The organism is Myxococcales bacterium (genome assembly GCA_016716835.1).
Classification (GTDB): domain Bacteria; phylum Myxococcota_A; class Polyangia; order Haliangiales; family Haliangiaceae; genus JADJUW01.
This window is the reverse complement of the sequence record JADJUW010000001.1, coordinates 699580-720033: the sequence shown is the minus strand read 5'-3', so window position 1 is coordinate 720033 and position 20454 is coordinate 699580. Positions and strand designations below refer to the sequence as shown.

Sequence of the window (20454 nt, the reverse complement as noted above, 5' to 3'; positions counted from 1 at the left end):
ATGACCTCCCAAGGAGTCCCCACCCGCATGGGGTCTGCAAGGCTCACCACAAAAGACCCGCGCGCTTAGCTCGCGCCGCGCGATGCCGCATTGCGCAAGTCGACAATCGCCTCGCGGTAATCGGGGCGGCCAAACACCGCTGTACCCGCGACAAATACGTTGGCGCCGGCGCGCGCGAGGGCGCCAATGTTATCGGCCGTGACCCCCCCATCGACTTGGATGTCGAAGCTTAGCCCCGCGGCCGCGCGCATGGCCGCCAGCGCCGCAACCTTATCGAGAATTTGTGGAATAAACGATTGGCCGCCAAAGCCTGGATTGACCGACATGAGCAAGACCATCGCGACGTCGCCCAAGACCCATTTCACCGCTTCGAGCGGCGTCGCCGGGTTAAGCACCACGCATGGCTTTTTTTGCCGTTTGGCGATGGCTTGCAGCGTGCGATGCAAGTGTGTGCAGGCCTCGACGTGCACGCCAATAAGATCGGCGCCGGCGTCGGCATAGGCGTCGACCCAGCGCTCGGGGCCCGCAATCATCAAATGGACGTCGAGCGGCAGCGTGGTGGCGCGGCGCAGCGCCGCGACAATGGGGGGGCCGATGGTTAGGTTGGGCACAAAGTGACCGTCCATGACGTCGACGTGGATGTAGTCAGCGCCCGCCGCGGCGACCGCCTGCGTCTCGGCGCCTAGGCGCAAGAAATCGCATGACAGCATGGAGGGCGCAATTTTGATTGTGGCCGACACCGAGCTAGCCTACCACGGGGGCGCCGCCAGCCCGCCGCAGCCGCGCCGCGAAGAAGCCGTCGCAGTCGTGCAGATGCGGCCAGGTCACCAAGGTGCCGTCGGCTGCGAGGTAAGGTGCCAAGAACGCACCCGCCTCCGCCAGCACTTCGTCCCGCGAGCACAGCGTGAAATCGGGATGGCGCGCCAAAAATTCGCTGAGCTGGCGCGGGCCTTCGCGGCGCGTCCACGTGCACACGGCAAATACCAAGCGCCCGCCCGGCCGCACAAGCTGCGCCGCGACGTCAAACAGCGCGCGTGAGGTGGCAGCCGCGCGATCGAGATCCTCGGGTTTGCGGCGCCATTTAATCTCGGGGTGGCGGCGCATGATGCCCAGGCCCGAGCACGGCGCATCGAGCAAGACGGCGTCGTACGGCGCAATTGCGGCGAGCTGCTCCGCGCTGCTGGTTAGCCAATCGCGCTGCGTCGCCGCGATATTGGTGACGCCAAGGCGCGCGATGCTTTCGGCCAGGCGCGTCAGCTTGGCCTCGGCCATGTCGCTGGCGTCGATCTGTGCCTGGGGCGCTAGCTCCGCAAGTTGCGTTGCCTTGCCGCCGACGCCCGCGCACATGTCGAGGATGCGCTCACCAGGCTTTGGCCCGAGCATGTGGCCACAGAGCTGCGCCGCGACGTCTTGCACCGCAATCTGCCCGCTTACAAAAAGTGGGTGTTGGCGCAGATTGCCAAGTGACTTTACCGTCAACGCGCCTGGAACTTCTCCGACAAGCGCCGGCGCCGCCTGCGGATCATCGGTTGCCAGCCTCCCGCACACCTGCGCCGCCGACTCGCGCTGCGCATGGACACGAAGGCCCAGGCGCGCGGGCACCGCAAACCCAGCCGCACCTGGCGCAAGGTCGCCGCCGAGCGCGCTTTGCATGGCGGCCGCCATCCAGTCTGGTAGCGAGTAAGCCACGGCCGGGGTTAGCGAGGACTGCGCTTCGCGCCAATGTGCGCTCGCCGCCGCGACCTTGCGCAAGACGGCGTTGCAAAATCCGGCGACCTCGTCGCCGTGGCGCCGCCCCGCCATTTGGGTCGCCTCATCGACGGCCGCAAACGACGGCACGCGATCAAGCAAGACGATCTGGTAGGCCGCAAGCAACAAGATATCGAGCACCGCGGCCTTGGTTGGCGCCAAGTCGGCGTACTGCGCCAGCACATGCAGCAAAAATCGGCGATGGCGCGAGGCGCCGTACACAAGCTCAGTGGCGAGCCCCTTGTCGGAGGCGGACAATGCGGTGCCCGCTTGCAGAAAAGCGTCGTGCAGCGCTTCGCTGGCCAAGACGTCCTCGGCGCGCAGCCGCGCGAGCACGGTGCGAGCTAGCTCACGCGCGGAGGATGGCGTCATCGGGCGTCTCCAATCTGTCTCCAAGGCAAGGCCGCGCCCCGCCAGCAGCTCGCTCGCGCGCATGCGTCGGCGACCTCGGCACCTGGCCATGGATCGACGCCGCGCACCAAGGCCGCCACCTGCGACGCACGGCGTGCAAAATCGACGCCGCCATGGCCCTTGCGAAACATCGACGCATAGGTCGCCTTGGCATCGTCTTGGCGGACGGCGGGCAAGGTCCCAGCAGCGATCGCGGGCAAGCTATCGACTAAGGTTTGTGCGCCAACCATCGCTAGCCGATCCATAAGCTGCCCGGAGGTTTCCGCGGCGCCGATCTCAACTTCGGTGGTGGCAAACACGGGACCGGTGTCGAGCCCAGCCTCAAGCTGCATGATCGCCACCCCGGTACGCTTCTCGCCATTAATCACAGCCCACTGAATCGGTGCGGCGCCGCGGTACGCCGGCAACAACGAGGCATGCACGTTGAGGCAGCCAAGCGGAAAGGCGTCGAGCACCGCCTGTGGCAAGATCTTGCCGTAGGCAACAACGACCGCTAGCTGCGCGCCTGTGCCGCGCATGGTCGCGAGAAATTCTTCCGTCTTGGCCGAGCTGGGTTGATAGACGGGCACGTTCGCGGCCAGCGCGGCAACCTTGACCGGCGGCGGGGTCAACGTGCGACCGCGCCCACTTGGCTTGTCGGGCTGGGTGACCACCAAGGCAATTTCGACGCGCGTAGCCAGCGCCTGCAGCGAGGGAACGGCGAACGCCGGCGAGCCCATAAAAACGATGCGCATAGTCTACTCGGGCGATGGCGAAAGCTGCATTGCATACGCCTGTCGCAACACGTCGTCAACCAACACGCCATACGCCTCGTCCACCGCGCGGGCAATGGCCGCCAGCTCCCGCGCCATCTCGCCGCGAATTGCGACTGGGAACGCCTCCGCCGCAAACTCGCGGCGCACGGCCTCGTACGCGCGGCGAACTTCAAAGCGCGTCGCATCGCGCCCCAGCCCGAGCAAGCCGAAGTAGTCGCCATGGCTGGCCATCTTTAGCCGGCGGGTGATGCGCGCGCGATCGACCGCCAAATCGGTATCGCTCACCAAGACGGCATCCTCGTGAAAGGGGCGAAACACATGCACCGCGCCCAAACACGCCGCAAACCACACCAGCGCCAACAGATCGGCGCCGTCGTCGAGCGCCTCAATTTGCCGCACCGCCTGGCGCCCCTGGATCGCGAGCAGCGCGTCGCGCTCGTGTTGCGAAAGATCTGCGGCCACTAAGAGCTCCCCAAGCTTTTGCCGATCGCCGAGCTCGAACTGGGTGTCTTCGTCGCCCAGGCAACGCGCCTGCGCCGCCGGCGACCATTTGCGCCGAATGCCCTCGGCGAGCAAGGCCAGGGTATGACGCGTCAGGAGCACGCGCTCACCCGACTCCACGTCGGGCGCGACGACGTACGTGCCTTCCATCCAGCCAAAGGCGTGAAACACGATGGCTTCGAGCTGCCGCCGCAACGCGGGCAAGAGCTCGCGGCGCTTCATCAGGCCGCGCTCCACCAAAACCTCGCCGTGACGGCGCCCCGAAAGCGCCGCCTCTTCCCACGCGAGCTTCGCCTCTTGCGCCGTCAATTTACCCTCGCGCACCAAAATCGCGCCCAGGCGAAATTGCGGAGCGCTGGTCGCCGCGAAGACCAAGCGCCCCGCGACGAAGAAGAGCTGGTGATGCAGCGGCGGCTCGGCGCGCGCGGTGAGTGTTAACTGCCCGGTAAAATCACGCTGCCACAGCCGCGCGATCAGCGTCGCCGCGTCGCTGATGCCGACGGCGAGTTGCCCGGTCTCGAGCGCCGAGATGGCGCCGCCTGGGCCCGACGACGCGGCGGGCACCGAGCTCATGTGCAGATCGCTGTGGTCGCGCGGAAAGCGCGCATCCTGCGGGGACGCGGTGTTCATGGCGTTGTCGATGGCGGCAAAATCGACATCGGTTGAGACGCGCGGCGTGGGGCGCCGAGGCGCGGCCGGGGTGTCCTGGAACAGTCGGCGCGCCATTTCGGCCATTTTTTCGCGCAGCTTTTCGCCATAGCTCTCGTCGCCCGTGGTGATCGCGATCGGCACGCCTGGTTCGGCGCGGCTGGCGTCGGCGCGTCCTGCTTGGTTGGTCGTGCCAGGTATCGTCGAATGGCGCTCGTCGTGAAGATCAAGGGTGGCGACGCGGCCACGCGGGCGCGCGGCGATCGTCGGCTCACGGCGGCGAAACGGCATGTCGTCGGTATCAGACTCGTCGACGTCGCCGTCGTCGTCTTCTTCATCAGCGCCCATCGCATAGTCGGACGCCGCCGGTACCGAGGCAAGCGACTGCGACGATGGCGTGGCTCTTGCCTGCCCCATCAGCTCGCGTGGGACCACCGCAAAGCGCAGGCCATTGCGATTGAGTGGCCGCCCGACAAAGCGATCGATCATTAGGTCGCTGGCATCGGCCGCGGTGCGGATGGGGCCGTCGGCGTCGCCAACCAGCACGACATGAAATGGACGTGGCCGCACCAAGTCGCGCAAGGCTCCGACCATGGCGGTGCCGTCTCCCACCGCAAGTGAGGACGTGACCACGACCGAGTCAAAATGCAGGCGTTCGGCCAATACCAGGGTTTCATCTGTGCCATCGCCGCGGTGAATGACCACGCCGGGTGACGCGAGCATCTCCAAGATTAGCTGCGCGTCGGGCTCATCGGCGATGACCAGTATCGTAAGCCCCGCCGGAAGATCCATGCCGCTTTTATTGTAACAAGCAACGCCTGGGCTTGGCACCGCCGGCCAGGCTTTTCACAAGGTCGAAACCGGGTCGACATCGAGCGTGACGCGCACGCCCGCGGGAATCACCCCGCGTTTGGCCATAAAGTGGGCGTGCACCGCGCGCGCGGCCTTAAGCGCCTCCGGCGCGCCGCGCCCCCACAGCTGATAGCGAAACCGCCCCTTGAGGCGTGTCAGCGGCGCCGGGGCCGGCCCAACCAAGACCAGCTCGCCCGCATGCCGCCGCAGCGACTGCGCCAAGGCCTCCGCGATGCGCGCCGCGTCGGCATCTACCGAACCATCGATATGCCAGGCAAACATGCGCACGCGCGGTGGGTAATCCAGCTCATCGCGCGTCGCCAACTCGGCGGCATAGAATCCGGGGTAGTCGTGTTGCTGCGCAAACGCGATGCACGTCGCCTCGGGCCGGTAGGTTTGGATGAGCACCTGCCCGCCCTTTTTGCCGCGGCCCGCGCGACCGGCGACCTGTGAGATCAATTGATACGTGCGCTCGCTGGCGCGAAAATCAGGCAGCGAGAGGCCGATATCGGCGCACAGCACGCCGACCAAGGTCACGTTGGCAAAGTCGTGGCCCTTGGCGACCATCTGCGTGCCGACCAGGATATCAATGGCGTGCTCTTCGACGTCTTGCAAGACGCGTTCGATGGCCTCGCGCCGCCCGGTGTCGCGATCGAGCCGCCCGATGCGCGCGGTGGGAAATTGCGCCGCGATGGCGGTGGCAATTTGCTCGGTGCCAACGCCGTGGCCGCCGAGCGAGGCGCCGCCGCACGCAGGGCACGCAGGCGGCCTAGGTTGTTGATAGCCGCAGTAGTGGCAGATCATGGTGCGGGCGTATTCGTGCCAGGTCATTGACACCGCGCAGTGTTTGCACTGCACCGGCGCGCCGCACGTTTCGCAAAGCAGGCTCGACGCAAAGCCGCGGCGATTAAGCAGCAAGATGCTCTGGCCGCCGCTCGCCAGCGTATCGGCCAGCGCCTGCCGCAGCGGCGCGGTCAGCAGCGAGGTGGCCTCGGCGCGGTAACGCCGCATGTCGATGATGGTCACGGCGGGCAAGGCATCCGCCACCGCGCGCACCGGCAAGGCGAGCAGGCCATAGCGCTCGCTTTGCGCCGCAAAATAGCTCTCGAAGCTCGGCGTCGCACTGCCGAGCAGGCAGGGGATGCCCGCCTGCTTGGCGCGCATGATCGCGACGTCGCGGCCGTGATAGCGCACGCCGTCGTCCTGCTTGTAAGAGCCATCGTGCTCCTCGTCGACGACGATGACGCCGAGGTTCGCCACCGGTGCGAACACCGCCGAGCGCGCGCCAACGGCGATGACGGCCTCGCCGCGTTGCAGGCGCTGCCATTCATCGTAGCGCTCGCGCGGCGTGAGGCCCGAGTGGAGCACCGCGACCGCATCGCCAAAGCGCGCGCGAAACCGTGCGGCTACCAGCGGCGTAAGCGAGATTTCCGGCACCAGCAAGAGCGCGCCCCGCCCGCGCGCCAGCACGTCTTCGATGACATGAAGATACACTTCCGTCTTGCCGCTGCCGGTGACGCCAAAGAGCAGGGTGCAGGAAAAGCCATCGAGGCGATCGCGCAAATAGGCCAAGGCGTCGGCTTGGTGCGGGTTTAGGCCGGGGCGCGAGCTGCCGCCGAGCGCCGCGACCACGGCCGGCTCGAGCGTCATCGCCGTGCGATGCGTGATGACATGGCCGCGCGCGATAAGCGCCTTGACCGCCGCCGCCGCGCCCGGCACCTCGGCCACAAGGACGCGCATCGGTAAGCCGTCGCTGGCCTGCGCCGCACCTTGCTGCGCGGCCTCGTGCAGCGCCTGCAACACCGCGCGCTGTTTGCCACTGCGACCGCACGCCACTTGCGCCGCGGCAACATCCACGTCAGGCGCCAGCGCTATCATAACTTGTTGCTTGAGCGACACCGCGGCCTGCCCAAGCACCTTTTCCACGACCCATCCGCGCGTGATCGCGCCAGGCATTGCCTGCTTTTGCGACGGCGTCAGCGCCCGCAATTTGCCGCCGCCGGCCGCCAAGGCCGCGAGCAGCGCCCGCTCGTCTTTACCTATGCCAAAGCCATCGGCTTGCCATGCCGCCTGTCCCTCCGTCGTCCACGCATACACCGTCCGCGTCGCGGTGTGGCTACCGGGCGGCGTCGCCAGGCGCAGCGCCTCGCCGACGGGCGCGGCATAATACTCGGCGAGCCATCGGCACAGCCCAACCACGTCCGCGGGCAACGACTGATGCGCCTGCACTTCGTGCAGCGGCAGTGCCTCATACCCCTCGGGCGGCGACGCAGGCCCTAGTACAATCGCGGAAATCTTCCGCCGGCCAAACGGCACCAGCGCCATCGCCCCAACCGGGGGGGCCTCAGCCCAGGCATTGGGCACCGCATAAGTGAAGGTCCCGGTCACCGGGACCGAGACCGCCACTTCGACAAAGCGAGGCGCCGCCACGCCGCACCATAGCAAATCGGTACGACCGCAAGAACTCGCCGCATCTGCTATCATTAGGCGATGCAAGCAGCTCGAGGTCGTGCGCCATGGGCCTTACGCTGGATGCTGGTCGTCTGCAGTGTTGCCGTGGCCGCGCTTAGCTGCGGCTCGCCTGCCGCCAAACCCGCCCCGGACGGCCCGCCGTCGGTCCCCACTGGGATGGCGTCAGGTGACGCGTCGGTCGAACCACTGCGCCATCTCGCCGAGCAAATGGTGGCGAGTCATCGCAAGCTGATTGTCTTGCTCGACGGCGTCGATACCCAGCCCGCGCCCGCCCGCGAGGCCGCGCTGGCGGTCGGACAACAAGTGTTTCACGACCTCATCGACAAGCGCGGCGAATTTGATCGCCTCGCCGAAGCCACCATGACCGGCGGCGACCCAAAACGACTCGTAGCCGTTGAAACGCTGCTCGAATATATCGAGTCAGACGCGAGCCTGCGCGACGCGGATCGCTTGGCCTTTCGCGAGGCGCTCGCCTCCTTGCGCACCGCGCTGGCTCGCGACAGCACGTTGCCCGCGATCAAGCTGCATCGCCGCGCGAGCGAAGACCTCGACGCGATCGGCGAAATCGAGCGGCTCTATGCCAAAGAAATCGAGCGTGTGTTGGGGCGCTTTTCGCCGCGCGCCATCGCGATCACCCGCCAAAAGTGGAGCGACTATGTCGCCTACCTAAAGACGATCTATACAACCCAATCCATCTTGCGCGACTATGGGGTGATCGTGCCCGACAAGGCGGCGCGGGCCACGCCTAGCGAGGGTGAGATTACCGGCCGTGAGCTGCCGCCCCACACCGTCGCGCTGACATTTGATGATGGCCCGCACCCGCAATACACCGACGAAGTTCTCGCCATTTTGCAGCGCTATGGCGTGCCCGGCGTGTTCTTTCAGGTCGGGCGCAACCTTGGCGAGGTCGCCCCCGATGGCACACCCAAGCTCGCCGCGCGCGCTGAGATCAGTCGGCGGCTTGCGGCCGCAGGTTTTGCACTCGGCAACCACAGCTTCTCGCATGCCAAGCTAAAGGCCCTTAGCGGCACCGCGCTGCACGACGAAATCGCCAAGACCGACGCGTTGCTGCGTCACATCGACAAGGGCCGCTCATCGCTATTTCGCTTCCCCTACGGCGCTGGCAGCGACGAGGGCCGCGCCGTGGTCGCCGAGCTCGCGCTGCGGTCGACCATGTGGAACATCGATTCGCTTGATTGGTCAGACCCCATCGCGGAGTCGATTGCGCAGCGAGTGCTAGCGCAAGTCGACGAACAAAAACGCGGCATCATCTTATTTCACGACATTCACGAGCGATCGCTCAAGGCCTTGCCGATGGTGCTGGACCAGCTCGTCGCCGAGGGCTATCAATTTGCCAAATGGAACGGCACGCGCTTTGACGTCGCCACCGCGACGGGGCGGGCCGCGCCGGTGCGCGCTGATTATCGCCAACGCTTTGCCGTCGTGATCGGTATCGACGACTATGCGCATTGGCCCAAGCTGCGCCATGCCGTGCGCGACGCCAACGCGGTACGCGATGCCCTCATCGCCCGCCACGGGCTGGCCGCGGACCATATTTTTACGCTGACAAATCAACAGGCGACGCGCGCCGCAATTGCCGCTCTGCTAACCACTGGGCTCACCGAGGCGGGGATGCAGGACGGCGATAGCCTTTTTGTCTTCTTTGCCGGCCATGGCGCCACCAAGACGATCGCCAGCGGTCGCGAGCTGGGCTACCTCGTGCCGGTCGACGCCTCGGTAGCTGGCATCGCCGCTGAGGGCATCGCCATGAGTGAGCTACAGAACGCCAGCGAGGCCTTGGCAGCGCGCCACGCGCTGTTTGTGATGGACGCCTGCTATAGCGGCCTAGACTGGCTCGCGGCGGCAGTTACTTGCAAGAAAATGCAAAGCGCCTCGGCCGCCAGATGCTCACCGCGGGCGGCGCCGACCAAATGGTCTCCGACGATGGCCCAGGCGGTCACTCAATCTTCACGTGGACGCTGCTGCAAGCGCTCGATGGGCGGGGCGACCTTAACAAAGACGGCCTGATTACCGCGACGGAGCTCGCCGCGTATGTGGCGCCGGCAGTCGCGGCCGTCTCATCGCAAACACCTGCGTTTGGCAGCCTGCCTGGGTCACAAGGCGGCGAGTATGTGTTTGAGTTGCCAAGCGACCAACAGTTTCTTGAGCCCTCGACGCCGCAACTTGGCGACGACGAGCAGGCGCTCCTCGCCAAGATCGCCGCGGAGACTCAAACCGCGGCTGGTGGCGTGAAGCCGCCCTCGGTTGCCACCTTGCAAGGAGGCCAGGCAACGCTAGCCATTGGCCCCGCGGCGCCACTTAGCGCGCGCCAGCAAGCGCAACGCCTGCACGACGAGGGCTTGCTGCGCTTTCGCGAGGGCCGTTTTGCTGAGGCCGAGGCGCAGTTCGGCGCGGCGCTGGCGTTGCGACCCGATTTTGCGTTGGCCATGAACAACCTCGGCTATGTCTACTACAAGCAAGGCAAGCTGGCCGAGGCGTTGCGTTGGTACGAGAAATCAATTGCGACCGATCCATCGCGCGCGGTGGCATATTGGAATCTAGGCGATGCGCTGGCGGACCTTGGGCGCGAGGCTGAGGCGCGGCGGGCCTTTGATACCTATCTTGCGCTGGCGCCGAACGGGTCAGGCACCAAGTACGTGCGCGCGCGCCTGGCGACGCTTGCGAGGACCCAACCATGAAGTTAGCGGCTCATAGCCTTTGGATCATTGCGATGGCGCTCGCGCGGGGCGCGCACGGTGATGCCGCCCTGCCCGCGGCGGCTCCTACGCCGGCCGCGCCGACGTGCCAAGTGCCAACCTTCAAACCACCTGCCCCCACGGGCTGGCGGCACCGACGCTATCAATTTTTTACTCGCATGGGGTCACCGCAGCACATGGTGCACGATGACATCGTGCTCATAGGCCAACCCAGCCAACTCGTCGGCAAATTTGCCTACGGCGACGCCGGCAAGGATCTTGAAGATGAGACGATTACCCTGCATATCGGCACTTGCTCCGGGTGGCGCGCGCGTGGCAGCGCCCGCACCGACGATGATGGCAAGGTCTACTTCGCGCTGGCGGCGATGCCCGTAGGCACGTACGCCGTGGCGATGTCAGTGGCAGGGGATGCCTCGTATGCCATCGGCCGCTTGCGCGTGGCACCGCCTGGTGCGCGGGTGGCGGTCTTCGACATTGACGGCACGCTAACTGTTTCCGACCGCGAGCTTTTTAAGCAGCTCGCGGGCAAGGCGCGCCTGCGCCGTACCTATGACCCGAGGCCCTATGATGGCGGGCCCGCGCTGACCGCGGCCGTTGCGGCGCGAGGCTTGGAGATTGTTTACATTACCGCTCGCCCGTATTGGATGGCCGACCTCTCGCGTGCATGGCTGACCAAGCACGGTTTCGCGGCGGGAACCGTCCGCGTCACCTCAAGCCTGCGCGACTCCATGCCCAGCGAAGCTAGCGTTGGCGAATTCAAGATCGAACAGCTCGCCGCGCTGCGCCGCGCGGGCTTTGCCTTCGAGGCGATGTTTGGCAACTCGACAACCGACATCTCGGCGTATGCGTCAGCGTCTGTGCCAGCGTCGCAAGTCTATATTATTGGTCCAAACGGTGGCGTGCGCGGCACCGTCGCGGTTGGTTCGTCGTGGCGCGCCATCGCGTCGCGATTTGCCTGGTCGCGGCGCAAGGGCCCTTAGGAGGGCTCATTTTGTGAGCCAACGAGCTCCCGCATCAGCGCCAGCACCTCATCGCGCAGCTCAGGTCGCTTGAGCGCGTAGGCGAGATTTGCGCGCAGATAGCCGATGCGATCACCGGCGTCGTGGCGCACGCCCTTGACGACGACACCGACCAGGCCTTCGCGATCGGCGAGCAGCGCGAGCGCATCGGTGAGTTGAATTTCGCCACCGGCTCCCGGTTTGCCGTCGGCCAAATGCGCCCAGATCGCCGGCGGCAGCACATAGCGCCCCACAATGGCAAACCTCGACGGCGCCTTGCCAGGCGCGGGTTTTTCGACCATCCCAGCAATGGCCATCTGTCCCGGCGCGATCCAGGTGCCCTGGACGATGCCATAGCGATGTTCGTGCCCTGCCGGCACCTCCATGATCGCGATGGCGCCCTTGCCGGTGGCGGCATAGACGTCGGCCAATTGGCCAATCGCGGGCGCCTCGTCATTATCGATAAGGTCATCGCCGAGCATGACCGCAAACGGCTCGTCGCCCACGGCGGCGCGCGCGCACAGCACGGCGTGCCCCAGCCCCAGCGGCTGCTTTTGCCGCAACGAGTGGATTTGCACCGATTGCGCCAGCGCCACCAAGCTATCGGCGAGCGCCACGTTGCCCTTTTGCCGCAATACTGCCTCCAGCTCCACCGCGTGATCGAAGTGATCTTCGATCGCGCCCTTGTGGCGGCCATTAATAATGATGACGTCTTTAAGCCCGGCGGCGACCGCCTCCTGCACCACCAATTGAATGGTCGGCACGTCGACGATTGGCAACATCTCTTTGGGCACCGCCTTGGTCACCGGCAAAAAACGCGTGCCGAGGCCGGCCGCGGGAATAACTGCCTTTCGAACATCTGATCGCAATGCCATGCACCGTTGTAAAAGATCGCCCTCGCCTACGCAATGCGCCGCCGTGATAAGCTCGCGCCATGGCCACACGCCCGGCGCAGGACCGCAGCACCTGGGCCAGCGCCATGGTCGGTATTTGGCTTGCCGCCTGTGTCAGCGCGGCATGCCTCGCGGGCAACGTGCTGCCAACCGCGCGCGCGAGCCTGCGTGCCGTTGCCGCCAGCAGCGACCTAACGCCAACCCACCTAACGGCAGCCTTGCGACCGTGGGGTGCGTTTGCCGCGGTGGTGGCGGGGCTGCTGCTGCTGGCGCTCGCGAGCGGCAGCGTGCTTTACGCGCTGCTGGCGCGCTGGGAACGCGCGCAGCTGCCACCCTTGCCCGATAACGCACCGCCAGCGCCCGAACCTAGCTGGCAACCAGCGCTGAGCGCGAGCGGCGGTGCTATCGCGGTCGCGGTGGTCGCCATGCTGCTTGCTGGCGTGATAATGGCGAGCCCATTTGCGCCGCGCCCACCTTGGTGGGGCTGGGGCCTGCCGCTGGCGGTGATTTGGGGGTTGGCGATAACTCGCGCGGTCGTCGCGACTGCCGCGATGCTGGCGCGTCGCGGCGATCACCAAGCTCGCCACCTCGCCGCGCGGCGCGACCAGCATCGGCGCCAGGCGCAGCGTAACCCGCGACACCCACCGAGCGACCTGCACGATCGCATCGTCCGCATCGTGCTGGCGCCGGATGCGATTGTGCTGCACACCAGCACCGCGCAACGGCAGCTACCCCCGCACGAGCTAGATGCCGCGCTGGCGCTGGCACGCCGCGATGGCGCCGTCATCGAACGCGCGCCGTAGCGCTAAAGATCACCAGTAGCGCACAATCTAAGATTCAAAATTACGGAGGACAGACCGCGGACACGCTAGTGTCCGAATGCTGGAATCGTACGCTTGTGTTTCGTCAGAGCCAGGCCGCGCCATCCCATGGACGCGCGATGCGGAGGCGAAGCCGTACACCGGGCATCTATTGCTCCGGCCCCACCCAATGCGGTTCTGTTTAGTGAAGGACGTTGAGCTGCTTGCGGCCGGTGGGCACTGCGGGGCGCGCGTCGTCGTCTAGATTTGGCTCGGCGACCGTCACGATCGACTTCTTGGAGCGCGTCTTTTCGGCGGCCTTGCGCGCCACGGCGAGCACGCGATCGTGCGCCACCGCGTGTTCTTTTCTTCGCGCTTGGTAATCGCCGCAACCACGCGGTTTTTCCAATAGGTAAGCCCCTTGCGGTGTTCCGCCACCTCGTACACGAGGTCGGCCGTGGTGCAGCCCACCTTGTGCGGGCTCTTGTGAAACGGGCTGCTGAATTTCGGGTGCTTCTCGATGTAGGCCCGCACCTCGTCCATCGTCATGCCGGTTTCTGCAAGCGCAAGATCGACTTCGCGCGCCGCATGCTGCCGCGCCTTAAATAGCTGCATCTGCACCCGGCTATACACATTCACCGCGCCGTCGCCGTTGGTCTCGATCGGCAAGAAGATCGCTTGCGGATAAAGCTCCGTGATCAGCGACTGGATGCCATCGGAGACGGAGCTCGACGGCATGCAGCCAAACGGCTTGACCGACAAGGTCATGTTGACCTTGCTGTACGCGACGTTTTGGATCAGCTTGCCGACTTCCATGTGGCCTTCACCGCCACGCAAGTTGTTGTCGTAGAACGCATGCGAAATCGCGGCGATCTCGTCCATGTCGGCAAGGTGGTAGTCGTAGAGGCCCAGCAGCTTGGCGACGCTCTGGAACATGCCGTGCAGCACGTGCTCGCCGGCCCACAACGACACCATGCGCTTGCGCACGTCGACGTTTTCCAAGGCAAACTTGGAGGCGCTCTTGGCATCGACGCCCTTGAGTTGGCTGCGCTGACGGGTGTCATAGCGGCCCTGCCAGATCATGTACTTGAGCCACGCGGTGACGATCTGAATATCGACCTCGGCGCCCTCGGCTTCCAGAAATTTCTGCAGGCCGTAGTTGCCATCGCCTTCGGTGGTCATGGCCCAGAACTCGCCAATCACGCCGACGCGCGGCTTGACCTTGGTACGGTCAACCTTCACCTTCGCGAGCGCCTGGCGCGCGCGCCAGATGGCGAGGCTCATCGACGTGTTATGCGCAAATGCGGTGGAGATGTGGAGCTTTGCCTCGTCGAGCGCTTTGTTGGTGGCGCCCGCCTCGACCTCGTAAGGCCGGATGCGGTAGCCGAGCGCATTGAGCGCATCGCCAATCAAGATGGCGCGCACGACGCCCCAGAAGAACTGGGGATTCATCTGCAAGCCAACCTCTTCGCCCGTGGCCTGCTTGAGGCCGCCGGTTTGTTGAAACAGCAGCACGCGAAAGCCGTCAAAGCCGGAGTCGCGCAAGGCCTTGCGGTACTCGGTGACGTAGGTGCCAAAGCGGCATGGGCCGCAGGCGCCGGCCGTGATGAAGACGTTGTTCTTGATGATGTCTTCGGTGCTCTGGCCGGCTTGGCGCAATTCGTCGAGGTATTTGACCAAGTTGCCGACCGTGAAGTACGTCGGGTTGCACTGCCCGCGGTTGCCATATTCGCGGCCGTATTGCAGCGCATCGTTGTCGGGCACGTCCATGGCCTTGACCTTGTAGCCAATGCCTTGCAGCGCCGCCGAGATAAACATGTCGTGCGCCATGGTGAGGCCGCTCACCAGCACCGTGGTGTGCGCGCGCTGCGCGGCGGAAAAATCGCGATGCACCGGATCGGTCCATTGCGTCGTCGGCTCGACCGGCAGGCCGAGGCGCTGGCGCTCTTCGCGTTCAAATTTGGCCATCTCGGCCTCAATGGCCTCCATTGAGAAAGCGTCAGTGTCATTAGAGTGTGATGAGTGGTTCATGGCGATTCCTTGCAATTAACGAACAATGGCGAGCGCCTGGCTGCGGCGCGAGGTGGCAGAGGCAGCGGCCCCGGCTGGCAACGGCAACGCCGCGAGCTGGCTCTTGGTGGCCGCGAGTTCTTTGGTGAGACGCGTATCGGGCATGCCCTTTTGTGACAGCACCCGCTGCATGTGTTCGAGCAGCTCCTGCCGCTTGACCAGCACGCTGCGCGTAAGCTCGACCTCTTTGTTGGCCTGATCTTCAAGCCGCTCGCGCAAGAGCATGAGCGTGTAGGCATAGGTCTTGACGCGGATCTTGATCGAGCCCGACGGCTTGTTGGCGTCGATGTCGTGCAGCGCCGAATACGCCTTGCCCGCCGAGGCGATGATGCCGTCGATGAGGCCGTAGGTCGGTGCGTCATGGCCGCATTTAAAGCTCGAAAGATCGAGGACCGCGACGTTGGGATGGCGCGCCGCGAACTTGGCGCACCAAACTTTTTGCACCGAGTTGGCGGAGTAGTTTTCCGGCCACACGTCGCTGACGTCGAGCGCAGACGGCACGAGCTCCTTGCGCAGGTCCTCGGCGAAGTACTTCTCGAGATAGGCCTTATCCTTGGGTAGCGAGCGCATCGACAAGATCGGGTAGCCCAGGGCCTGGAACTCTTCGAGCACGCCGTGGTTGAGGCCCGGATCGGTGTGATACGGCCGGCCAATCATGAGGAGCGCGACGCGGTTCTCGCGCTCAACCTGGTCGAGAATCTCGCGGCCCTTGCGTTGCATCTCGAGGTCGACGACGTCCAGGGCCAAGAAGCCCTGCTCGACCGCGAAGTTATTTTCGTCTTCGGAGACGCCGAGCGCCGCGCCCCACGCCTCGAACATCTGCTGCTTGCACATTAGGTTCTCGGCCATGGTGACCGCGGTGTCGAGAAACGAGATCTTTCGCTCAGCGAAAAAGTCGGTCTCCTTGGTAAACGCCGCGCGCATCACCTTGGGCGTGCCGGCCACCACCGGGCACGAGGTGTTGTCCATGGTGTTTTCGACATAGCTCGGCACGTGCGTGATCGACGGAAAGAACACGTAGTCGAGCGGCTTCTTTTCGTGGTGGTGAAACAAGAGGTTATGGATGTGAGCTTGTGCGACCTTGCTTGGGTAGCAGGGGTCGACCGAGCCATACTTGCAGCCCTCTTGCCACATCTCTTCGGTGGTCTCATCGGAGAACACCACGTTCTTGGGGGCAATGCCGATGCTCTCGAAATAGGCACGCCAAAACGGCGCCGTGCTCCAGATGTTGAGCACGCGCGGAATGCCAACGCGCACGTCCTTGCGCCGCGCCCAGAGCTCCGGCGAAGAGCGCACAAACGGCCGCTTAATGGGTTTGTGTTTGATGGCGCCCAGCAGAGTCTTCTTGACCACGACGTCGTCGATGAGCTCGCCGTCGCTCGGCATCGGCGCCGGCTCGTAGAACTGCTTAAACATCAGTGACGCCTCGTAGTCGACGAGGTTGGGGTATGCCTTCATGCGCTTGCTACGCTCTTTGTTGAGCAGCTTGAGCGCGTCGAGATTTTCGACGGTGCCCTTCTCGCACGAGAAGCCCGAGATATAACGCGCGGTCATGCCGTCGAGCGTCGCGGTGTCGATGAACGTGCGCGAGCAGTTATTGGGGCAGAAATCGCACTTGGTGGTCTCGTCGTTGGTGCTGGTGTACTTGATGTCGATCGCGGCATCGAGGCCGACAAAGGTGGTGGTGCCGCGGCGGCGCGTGATGCGCAGGGCCTCAAAGGCCGCGCCAATCGCGCCCGCCTCGCCGCAGTGCGGATGCAAATACACCTCGGCATTTGGCACCCGCTTTTCGATATAGTCGACCTGCGCCTTGAGCGCGGCGAGGTTTTTTTGCGTGCCGCCTTGCAGCACGAAGACGCGGCCAAGCTCGGCCATGCGCGGAATCTGCACCACGTATTGCCAGACGTTCTTGGGCAATACCAGCGCCAGGCCGGCGAGCAGCTCTTCCTTGCTGTAGCCCTCTTTTTGGAAGTTCACGCGATCGGAGTCGAGAAACACCGCGCAGCCATAGGAGAACTTCGGCGCGAGCTTGGCGCCAAACGCGACGTCGGCATACTCCACGACCGGGAGACCAAACTGGTCGGCCATCGCCTGCAGCAACATGCCGTTGCCAGCCGAGCACGAGTTGGAGAGGCGAAAGTTTTTGACGTCGCCGTTCTGCATGAACAAGACCTTGATGTCTTGGCCGCCGATGTCGCAGATGACATCGACCTTGGGAAAATAGCGCTTGGCGCTCATCATGTGCGCCACGGTCTCGACGATGTTGGCGTCGGCGCCCAGCGCCTTCTCGAGCACGTCGCCGGCATAGCCGGTGACGCCAAAGCCGGTGACTTGCAGGGTCGCGCCTTGGTCGGTCGCCCACTGCCGCAGCTCGGCAAACATCTCGCGCATGTCCGCGATCGGGTTGCCCTTGGAAAGGACATAGACCTTCTTGAGGATGACCTCGTTCTCGTCGATGAAGACGCACTTGGAGCTAGTCGAACCGCCATCCAGGCCGAGCACGCCGCGCACGACGGTGCCCGGCACCAGCTCGGCGTCGATAAACTTTTCGGTCTTGTATTTGTCGACGAAGGTCTCGCGCTCCTGCACGTGCTCAACTAAGCCAGGGCCGGCGGATTCGCCTAGCTTGGCCTTGCGCCCGTGCGCGATGAACTCGCGCAGGCCGGCAAGGCCCGTATAGACGCCAATGTGCGCCGGCTCATGTTGGCCAAATAGCACCGCGCCGAGCGCCGCATAGTACTCGGCGTTCTCGGGCACGAACACCAGCTCTTCGATGGGCACGGTCTTGTCAAACTCGTAGCCGCGCTCGGCCCACGTCTCAGGGATGCGCAGGCGCCAGCATTGCTGCAGAAACGGCAGATACGTATTGGGGCCGCCGAGGAGCAGGACCTTGCTCTTGAGCGTATTGCCACGCGTGAGCACCGAAAGGTTTTGGCTCACGATGGCGTCCGCCAGCGAATTCAAGATCTCGTCGCGCGGGATGCCGCTCTTGACCAAGTTGACGATATCGGTCTCGGCAAAGACGCCGCACTTGGCGGCGACGTGATGCAGCTTAGTGGGGTCAAACACGAGCCGGGAAATGTCTTCCCGCGGCATGCCGACCTTGATCATGCACTTGTCGATGGTGGCGCCGGTGCCCGACGCGCACTTGTCGTTCATCGAGGTCTGCGCCTGTTTGTCGCCGGTTTCCTCGTTTTGGCGAAACATAATGATCTTGGCGTCCTGGCCACCGAGTTCGATGACGCTGCCGACGTCCGGGTGCAGCTTTTCGACCGCCATGGTGACGGCGTTGACTTCTTGCACGAACTTCGCGCCGATGTGCGGCGCAATCGGCCCACCGCCGGAGCCGGTGATGAAGACGCGCGTATTAGACTCATTGAGCGACGGCAGCGCCGCGTGGATTTCCTGCAGCATCTCGAGCGTCATCTCGGGCTGGCGCGTTTCGTGGCGCTCGTATTTGCTCCACAAAATCTTCTCGGTCACCGGGTCGACCACCGTCATCTTGACGGTCGTCGAGCCAACGTCGATGCCAATAAAAACCTTATCAACGTCTGTCATACTTTTGCCTTCGAATGCAGCTAGACTGACACGTCAGTCTAGTTAGCGCGAGCGGCATACTGCCAGGCGGCCCGAGGCAGATTCAACAAAAATTCCTGTTATTTACGAGGATGATCCGCGTCAATCCCCGCGCCGACTCAGCAAATTCCAGGGCTGAGTCTTATTCAATATATTTTTACAATCCCACGCAGGCCGGTGTCCAAAATGGCATCGATGACGGCGTTGGCATCGGCCGCGGCGGGCTGGCGATTTTCGGTGCCCAGCACCACGAGCTCCAGCATGCCGCGCGCCATGCCGAGCAAGCCCGCGGCGGTCACGGCGACGTCGCACGGCCGCACCAGCCCCATCGTAATGCCGTGCCCCAGCGCGCGCATGAGCAGCTAGCGGACGCGCGCATAAAATGCATCGAGTCGCTCGGCCGCCTCCGCCTCATGCACGACATTGCGCGCCAGCAGCACCGCCGCCCGCGCGCGATCTTCGGTGAGATATCCCAACACGCGCGCCAGGTTTTCGCGCAGCTGCAACTGCGGCGGCGCGGCGGCGGGGTCGTCAATGTCAACCGGCCGGATCGACCGCGTCAGGCCATCGAGCGCGTCGTCAAGGATGCTGCCAAACACCGCCGCCTTGCTGGCGAAATAGAGATAGAACGTGCCGCGCGCGATGTCGGCGCGCGCGATAATGTCGTCGATCGACGCGCCGTGGTAACCGCGCTCGGCAAAAACATCGATCGCCGCGCGCAGGATTTGCACGCGGCGGTCGGCGCGTTTTTTTGCGGCGCGTGCGGCGACCACCAAGGTCGACATGGTCAGCTCCCCCGCCGCGCTTGATAGGCCATAATCACGCGTTCGATGCCGCTGGCCATCGCGCGGTGCCTGATCATCGTGACGTCTTGCCCTTGCGCCGCGTGGCGCTCGATTTCCGCGAGGACCGTGGCGGCAAATTCACGCGAATCGACGAACACATTGACCTCGTCGTAGACGCCATGCGACAGCGGCGTGAAGTTGGCCGAGCCGAGGTCGACAAAGCGCTCATCGACCACCACCACCTTGGAATGCACCATGCGAGGATGGAGCACCACGCGCACCTTGCCGTCTAGGCTGCCATGGCGGAGCAAGAGATTGCACACCGCGTGGTTGAGATTGCCGAGCACGTCCGCGCGCGCCGCCGTGACCAGCGTGACCGCAACGCCGCGGCGGACCGCAGCGAGCAGCGCGTCGGTAAAGCGGCGATCGCCGAGGTAGGCCATTTCGACGACGATCGAATGACGCGCGCTCTCGAGGATGGCGAGCCGCTCATGCACCATCGCGCAGTGGCGCGCGCGCTCGGTGCCCTGCGAGTGCAGGATGAAGTCGAGGCCCCGCGCTGGCTCAAACGCCGCGCGGCCCGCCAGACGATCGGCGAGGCGGTGCGCCACCGCGGCGCCTCGGAGCTCGACCATCATGTCGATCCAGTCGAGGTGATGGTTGTCGCCAATACCCATCGAGCCAAGAATGACCGCGTCGTCGATGACAAACACCTTGGAATGGTCAAAGCGCTTGGCCTGGCGCACGGCGATATTGCGATGGTTATTGACCGCGCGCTCGAGTGAATTGGGCCGTTGCCGCATGGAACCTGGCGCGCGGTAGACGCGGCTGAGAAACCACGCCTGGAACCCGCGCACGGGGTCGATCTTTTTGTGGAAAAAGCTCTGCTTGTTGCCGCCCGTGTACTCATAGACGGCGGCGATGCGATCCTTATAGATGGTCACTTGCACGCCGCGTTCGGCGGCCGCTAGCAGCGCCGCGGCGAGCTGATTGCCGATGGCGTCGTCGCGCCATAAAAAGGCGCGAATGACCACTTGGCGCTGGGCCCCCGCGATGCGATCGAGGATGGTGGCAAACGCCGCCGGCCCATCGCCCAGCAAGGTCGGCGCGGCGCCATCGGGCACGGGCTGCGAGACGGCGTAAAGGTCACCCGGTCGCGCAACACTGTGATCAACCGACATCTTGGCCATCGAACCCATTACGTGCGCGGGTTCTTACCAGCGCAGC

General features: G+C 64.7%; 12 protein-coding genes and 2 pseudogenes. 3 read left to right on the top strand and 11 right to left on the bottom strand.

Annotated features, from left to right (window positions below):
- Positions 1-65 precede the first annotated feature (65 nt).
- From IPL79_03170 to priA, 5 genes are read right to left on the bottom strand one after another with little or no spacing between them, the layout of a single operon-like run.
- The gene (locus tag IPL79_03170; GenBank protein ID MBK9069995.1) at positions 66-740 is read right to left on the bottom strand and encodes a ribulose-phosphate 3-epimerase; all 675 of its coding nucleotides are present in this window, start codon (positions 738-740) and stop codon (positions 66-68) included.
- Positions 741-744: 4 nt separating this feature from the next.
- Positions 745-2121 carry a methyltransferase domain-containing protein gene (locus tag IPL79_03165; GenBank protein MBK9069994.1) on the bottom strand — a complete coding sequence of 459 codons (1377 nt, stop codon included), beginning with the start codon at positions 2119-2121 and terminating at the stop codon, positions 745-747.
- Positions 2118-2894, bottom strand: coding sequence for a methionyl-tRNA formyltransferase (locus tag IPL79_03160; GenBank protein ID MBK9069993.1), 777 nt, complete (start codon positions 2892-2894; stop codon positions 2118-2120). Before IPL79_03160 ends, IPL79_03165 begins: the two co-directional genes overlap by 4 nt.
- Before the next feature lie 3 nt (positions 2895-2897).
- Entirely contained in the window at positions 2898-4856 is a 1959-nt protein-coding gene (locus IPL79_03155) for a DUF4388 domain-containing protein (protein MBK9069992.1), read from the bottom strand.
- A 54-nt stretch (positions 4857-4910) separates the two neighbouring features.
- On the bottom strand, positions 4911-7346 hold the full coding sequence (priA, locus tag IPL79_03150) for a primosomal protein N' (GenBank protein MBK9069991.1): 2436 nt from the start codon (positions 7344-7346) through the stop codon (positions 4911-4913).
- A gap of 102 nt (positions 7347-7448) precedes the next feature.
- On the opposite strand from priA, the pseudogene IPL79_03145 reads away from it, so the two are divergent.
- Positions 7449-10087 (top strand): annotated as a pseudogene (locus IPL79_03145) (polysaccharide deacetylase family protein).
- Complete coding sequence (locus tag IPL79_03140; protein ID MBK9069990.1) at positions 10084-11085, top strand: hypothetical protein; 1002 nt, start codon at positions 10084-10086, stop codon at positions 11083-11085. Before IPL79_03145 ends, IPL79_03140 begins: the two are co-directional and overlap by 4 nt.
- On the opposite strand, the gene IPL79_03135 is transcribed toward IPL79_03140, so the two are convergent.
- The gene (locus IPL79_03135) at positions 11082-11978 is read right to left on the bottom strand and encodes a UTP--glucose-1-phosphate uridylyltransferase (protein ID MBK9069989.1); all 897 of its coding nucleotides are present in this window, start codon (positions 11976-11978) and stop codon (positions 11082-11084) included. The two genes, IPL79_03140 and IPL79_03135, sit on opposite strands and share 4 nt — an antisense overlap.
- A 59-nt stretch (positions 11979-12037) precedes the next feature.
- Here IPL79_03135 and IPL79_03130 point away from each other — a divergent pair, with 59 nt between their 5' ends.
- Entirely contained in the window at positions 12038-12799 is a 762-nt protein-coding gene (locus tag IPL79_03130) for a hypothetical protein (protein MBK9069988.1), read from the top strand.
- 417 nt (positions 12800-13216) lie between these two features.
- On the opposite strand, the pseudogene IPL79_03125 reads toward IPL79_03130, so the two are convergent.
- The 5 genes and pseudogenes from IPL79_03125 to IPL79_03105 form a co-directional block, all read right to left on the bottom strand.
- Positions 13217-14827, bottom strand: a pseudogene (locus IPL79_03125) (2-hydroxyglutaryl-CoA dehydratase).
- Between the two features lie 15 nt (positions 14828-14842).
- Complete coding sequence (locus tag IPL79_03120) at positions 14843-18424, bottom strand: CoA activase (GenBank protein ID MBK9069987.1); 3582 nt, start codon at positions 18422-18424, stop codon at positions 14843-14845.
- 164 nt (positions 18425-18588) lie between these two features.
- The gene (locus IPL79_03115) at positions 18589-18798 is read right to left on the bottom strand and encodes a hypothetical protein (protein MBK9069986.1); all 210 of its coding nucleotides are present in this window, start codon (positions 18796-18798) and stop codon (positions 18589-18591) included.
- 6 nt (positions 18799-18804) lie between these two features.
- Positions 18805-19227: a TetR/AcrR family transcriptional regulator gene (locus IPL79_03110; GenBank protein MBK9069985.1), complete on the bottom strand. Its 423-nt coding sequence runs from the start codon at positions 19225-19227 to the stop codon at positions 18805-18807.
- A gap of 2 nt (positions 19228-19229) precedes the next feature.
- Positions 19230-20408, bottom strand: coding sequence for a phosphatidylserine/phosphatidylglycerophosphate/cardiolipin synthase family protein (locus tag IPL79_03105; GenBank protein ID MBK9069984.1), 1179 nt, complete (start codon positions 20406-20408; stop codon positions 19230-19232).
- Between the last annotated feature and the right edge of the window lie 46 nt (positions 20409-20454).

What these genes read in the sequence shown, in the direction of transcription:
- IPL79_03165 (MBK9069994.1), bottom strand. Translation starts at nt 2,121, where the DNA reads ATGACGCCATCCTCCGCGCGTGAGCTAGCTCGCACCGTGCTCGCGCGG.
- IPL79_03160 (MBK9069993.1), bottom strand. Translation starts at nt 2,894, where the DNA reads ATGCGCATCGTTTTTATGGGCTCGCCGGCGTTCGCCGTTCCCTCGCTG.
- IPL79_03155 (MBK9069992.1), bottom strand. Translation starts at nt 4,856, where the DNA reads ATGGATCTTCCGGCGGGGCTTACGATACTGGTCATCGCCGATGAGCCC.
- IPL79_03140 (MBK9069990.1), top strand. Translation starts at nt 10,084, where the DNA reads ATGAAGTTAGCGGCTCATAGCCTTTGGATCATTGCGATGGCGCTCGCG.
- IPL79_03135 (MBK9069989.1), bottom strand. Translation starts at nt 11,978, where the DNA reads ATGGCATTGCGATCAGATGTTCGAAAGGCAGTTATTCCCGCGGCCGGC.
- IPL79_03130 (MBK9069988.1), top strand. Translation starts at nt 12,038, where the DNA reads ATGGCCACACGCCCGGCGCAGGACCGCAGCACCTGGGCCAGCGCCATG.
- IPL79_03120 (MBK9069987.1), bottom strand. Translation starts at nt 18,424, where the DNA reads ATGACAGACGTTGATAAGGTTTTTATTGGCATCGACGTTGGCTCGACG.
- IPL79_03115 (MBK9069986.1), bottom strand. Translation starts at nt 18,798, where the DNA reads ATGCGCGCGCTGGGGCACGGCATTACGATGGGGCTGGTGCGGCCGTGC.
- IPL79_03110 (MBK9069985.1), bottom strand. Translation starts at nt 19,227, where the DNA reads ATGTCGACCTTGGTGGTCGCCGCACGCGCCGCAAAAAAACGCGCCGAC.
- IPL79_03105 (MBK9069984.1), bottom strand. Translation starts at nt 20,408, where the DNA reads ATGTCGGTTGATCACAGTGTTGCGCGACCGGGTGACCTTTACGCCGTC.